The sequence below is a fragment of the Desulforamulus hydrothermalis Lam5 = DSM 18033 genome, from assembly GCF_000315365.1.
GTDB classification, from domain to species: Bacteria; Bacillota; Desulfotomaculia; order Desulfotomaculales; family Desulfotomaculaceae; genus Desulfotomaculum; species Desulfotomaculum hydrothermale.
In genome coordinates this window covers 1-3,872 of sequence record NZ_CAOS01000005.1, presented here as the reverse complement: position 1 = coordinate 3,872, position 3,872 = coordinate 1, and the positions used below count along the sequence as shown (strand labels likewise).

Below are 3,872 nucleotides of genomic sequence, written 5' to 3'. Positions count from 1 at the left end.
AGCTAGGGAACGTCCTCGTAAGAACAGTACAACCGGTGCCGGCTTTGGTCACCGTACCGCTTCCGCCGGAGAAACAGAGTCTTTTTATGGTTATAAGCTTCACTTGTCAGCTGTTAACACTAAATACGGGCCGATACCATTAGCTGCCAGGTTTGCCCCAGCCAATATCAGCGATTATGAATTTGCTCAAGATTTGATGAAGGAGTCGTATTCCCTGCATGGTAAAGCGTTGGGTTTTGCACCTCGGTATTACTCAAGTTTGAAATATTAACGGCGTGAACCCTTGAAAACAAAGAAAACAGCAAAACGTACCACTACACCTCTCCTGGATAATGGTACTCTTGCTGTTTATAACTCCGCCATTTTAAGCGGTGGCCTTATTCCAGTGGCCCGGAATGCTTCGTAAGCTGAAGCAACCAATTCCGGCCTACAAAGGTAGTCTTTATCTAGGATGGTTACCTGCACAGCATTAAGTTGTGCTAGGTCCCGTATAACTTCTCGGTAACTAGCCTTACTACCAAATATCTGATAGTTTTTTGATAAGAGCACTTTCTAAAACCAAGGCCAAGAAGCAAACCATGATGTGGCCCCGTACCCGGCTATCTTTCCAGTGGTAAACAGGCCTTAAATCTAATCCTGATTTCAGTTCCCTAAAGGCCCGTTCCACTCGCCATAGTTCCTTATAGGCTATGGCTACCTGGTCTGTTGGTAGTTTGCTGTTGGTACAGAGCAGAAATTTGCCATTAAACCGAGCCTCACGTTTTAGAGCTTCTTGGTCAATTATGTGAGCTTTGCCTTCTACCTTAATGTAGCGACGGTAGCCACGGTTACCAACTAAATTTTTGACCCCGCCATCGGTAAGAAGCTTTGCTTCCAACTTGGCTAACATGGTTTCCCGAGCTAAACGATCCCGTTTGGCGGATTCAGGACTGTAGCATAATATATACCTTGCTCGATCCTGAACCCTTACTTCTTTTACTTTTAAATTAGGTTTAACATTGATATAACGGGCCTTCCAGCTAAGCATTTCAGATATGTTGCGCATTCTTCTCATGCGTATACCCACTATGTATTCCAGCCCGGCATCTTGGATATTTTTAATCACTTTCTTACTGACCATGCCACGGTCACCAACCATGATCACCCGGTTAACATTAAAGCGATTGCGCAGGTCATCAAGTGCAGCCTTAAAGGTCTCTACATCGTTGGTGTTGCCGGGGAATATCTGATGAGTTACAGGAATACCTTCCTTGGTCATTAAAATGCCGACCATGATCTGTAACCTATCAGCACGTTTATCTTTAGAGTAACCGTAGTGGGCCAAGTCCCCGGGCCCTTTACCCTCAAAATAGGTTGAGGTGGTATCCCAGAAAACCAGATCTAGATCAATATTAAAAAGGTCTCGTACCCGTTCAAACAACTCAACCTCTATTTGATCCTTGTGTTCAGCCAAAACATCAAGGCCTGCATAATAGTGGTGTAATTGAAGTTGCTCAAATTCAGGGCGATACACAGACTTAACCCATTCGCTAACACCCAATTTGGACTGAGGATCGCAGAGTCGGTTCAATACCATAGCATAAATCGCTTCTTCAAGAGGAACCTTTATGCCGAGCTTATACGAAATATCGTTTAGCATATCTTTAAGACCAAGTTCCAGCCACAAGTGGCGGAAGATAATTTCCGGACCCCATTGTTTAGTCCAACGGACATCGGCATTCTCAGTTATTTTAGCCTTAATCCACTGTTCCTTAGAGAAACGTGCCAGCTGTTCAATGAGACGGTCGATTTGACCTTCCTGCATTTCCTCTAGGCGTCCGAGATTAAGAAGGACACGTTGGCGAGTTTTGTTACCAACACGGTAAGATTCAGCCAACTGAAGATAGGTTCTGGTGGTACCGTCTTTATTTTTAAATGTCTTAGTTCTAATGAACATGGCAACGTCACCCAAGTCGTAAATATTTATTATATTGTAGCACACAAAAGGACTTATTGCCAGTAAAATAACGGAAACGTGGCACTACAAAAATTGAAAAAATGGCCAAAATCAAAAACCCGATCCTTATATTACAAGGTTTCCCGGGTTTTGAGGGTCAAAAATATGCTTTTTCGTGTAAGCGTCAAACCCTACATCACCTAGTGTCAGCACTACGGGTATGCTAACATATAAAAAAAGCGCCCAGGAATGGATGAAGGGGATATGGATAACTGACTCCACCCTAGAAAAATCCATCACACAGAGCTGCTTTGAATTTATTAAATTGTTTTTGAATTAACCTTCTGTGCCGGTCATCCGACAGGCCCACCGCTTGGTCAAATCCCTCTTCAGCCAGGTAATAATTAAAGCACTCTGCAAGATCCGGATTTTCTCGTTCCATTTTTGCATAGTGCTTTATCAGGCAATGGTTGAAATCTAGATCAAAATCTAAGCGACTACGCTTTCCGTCCAGATATTCCTGGACAAAGGTCATCATAAATTTAGTTGCGCTGCCTCTGGACATCTTAGGTATTCTCCTTTGTTAATGGCATGCGACATTTTTCAGGGATGGCTTCGCCCCAAGGCAATAGGGCATCCAATTCCCCAACTGATGTAGATGGAACAGTTTCAAGTAGGAATTTCATATATTCAAAGGGCAGCAGCCCGTTTGCTTTGGCGGTTTCTACGATGGAATAAACTACCGAGCTTGATATAGCTCCTTTGACCGTATTGCAGAACAACCAATTTTTGCGGCCCAAGGCAAAGGGACGTACGGCATTTTCTGACCGGTTGTTCGAAAGTTCGGTACGCCCGTCAAGATAGACATTCATTAGCCATTCGCGCTGTTCCAATGCATAATGCACCGCCTTTCCCATAGCGGTTTTGGGAAGGACAGTCAGCGTTTGAAGCCAGCCAAAAAAAGCCTCAGCCAGAGGCTTAGATTTCTCTAATCTCAGTTTGTAGCGTTCTTCAGGGGTTAAACTTTCCCACTGTTCTTCCAGGTGGAAAAGTAAGCCGATGCGCCTAACGGCATCACTTGCTGATGATACAGCCCTTTCGGAATCTGGAATGGCCTTAAGGGCATCCTCGAATTTACGCCGCATATGAACCCAACAGCCCACAACTGTGACCTCGGGCAATGTGTGATAGGCAGCATAGCCGTCTGTGTGCAGGAAGCCCCTAAAACCCTTTAAAAACTGTCGCGGGTGGGTGCTTGACCGGCTGGGTTGATACTCAAAGAGAACAATCTGCCGTTTTGTATCCCCACTTGTCCTGTACAACCACATATAGCTGTTTGAAACGGCAGTCTTCCCAGGTTCCCGTAAAACCTGCACAGTGGTCTCGTCAGCATGAAGCACATCCTGCGTCAGCAATATAGCCTTCATTCGCTCATAAATGGGCAACAGCCAATCCTCACTGCAGCGGATGATCCAGTTGGCCATAGTCTGACGGGAAAGCCGCACCCCTTGCCTTTTCCAGTCTTGCTCTTGCCGGTATAGTGGGATATGCTGAACATATTTTTGTGTTATGATGTGGGCCACTGCGGATGGCGAAGCAAGGCTTCCGCTGATTAGCGGCTTGGGCATTTCCGCCTTTACTATAGGCACATGGTCGCCATTTTTTTCGCAGTTCCGGCAGGATAGTACGGCACGTTTATGCTCCACAACCTTAACCTGAGGCGGAATGATTACAAGCTCGCGCCGGGTATCATGTCCCATTTCATGCAGCATCCCGCCGCATTCTGGGCAAACTCGTTCTTCTTCGGGAAGTGTATGTTCCACCGTCTCCACCGGCAACACTGACAGGTCATCTTTTCTTTTGCCAATGCGTTTGCGGCGGGTATAGGCAATTTTTTCGAGCTCCGGCTCGGTTTTTTGTAAATCAGCCTCTTTTT

At 45.6% G+C, this 3,872-nt stretch carries 2 protein-coding genes and 2 pseudogenes; 1 reads left to right on the top strand and 3 read right to left on the bottom strand.

What is annotated here, in order from left to right:
* Nucleotides 1-271 (top strand): annotated as a pseudogene (locus DESHY_RS14385) (DDE transposase); the annotation flags it as partial.
* Nucleotides 272-348: 77 nt separating this feature from the next.
* Here DESHY_RS14385 and DESHY_RS04525 read toward each other — a convergent pair.
* The 3 genes and pseudogenes from DESHY_RS04525 to tnpC all read right to left on the bottom strand — a co-directional run.
* Nucleotides 349-1,936, bottom strand: a pseudogene (locus tag DESHY_RS04525) (IS1634 family transposase).
* Nucleotides 1,937-2,219: 283 nt separating this feature from the next.
* Complete coding sequence (locus tag DESHY_RS04520; protein WP_008410764.1) at nucleotides 2,220-2,501, bottom strand: hypothetical protein; 282 nt, start codon at nucleotides 2,499-2,501, stop codon at nucleotides 2,220-2,222.
* Nucleotide 2,502: 1 nt separating this feature from the next.
* A partial coding sequence (gene tnpC / locus DESHY_RS04515) for an IS66 family transposase (protein WP_048817887.1) occupies nucleotides 2,503-3,872 on the bottom strand: 1,370 nt, incomplete at its 5' end.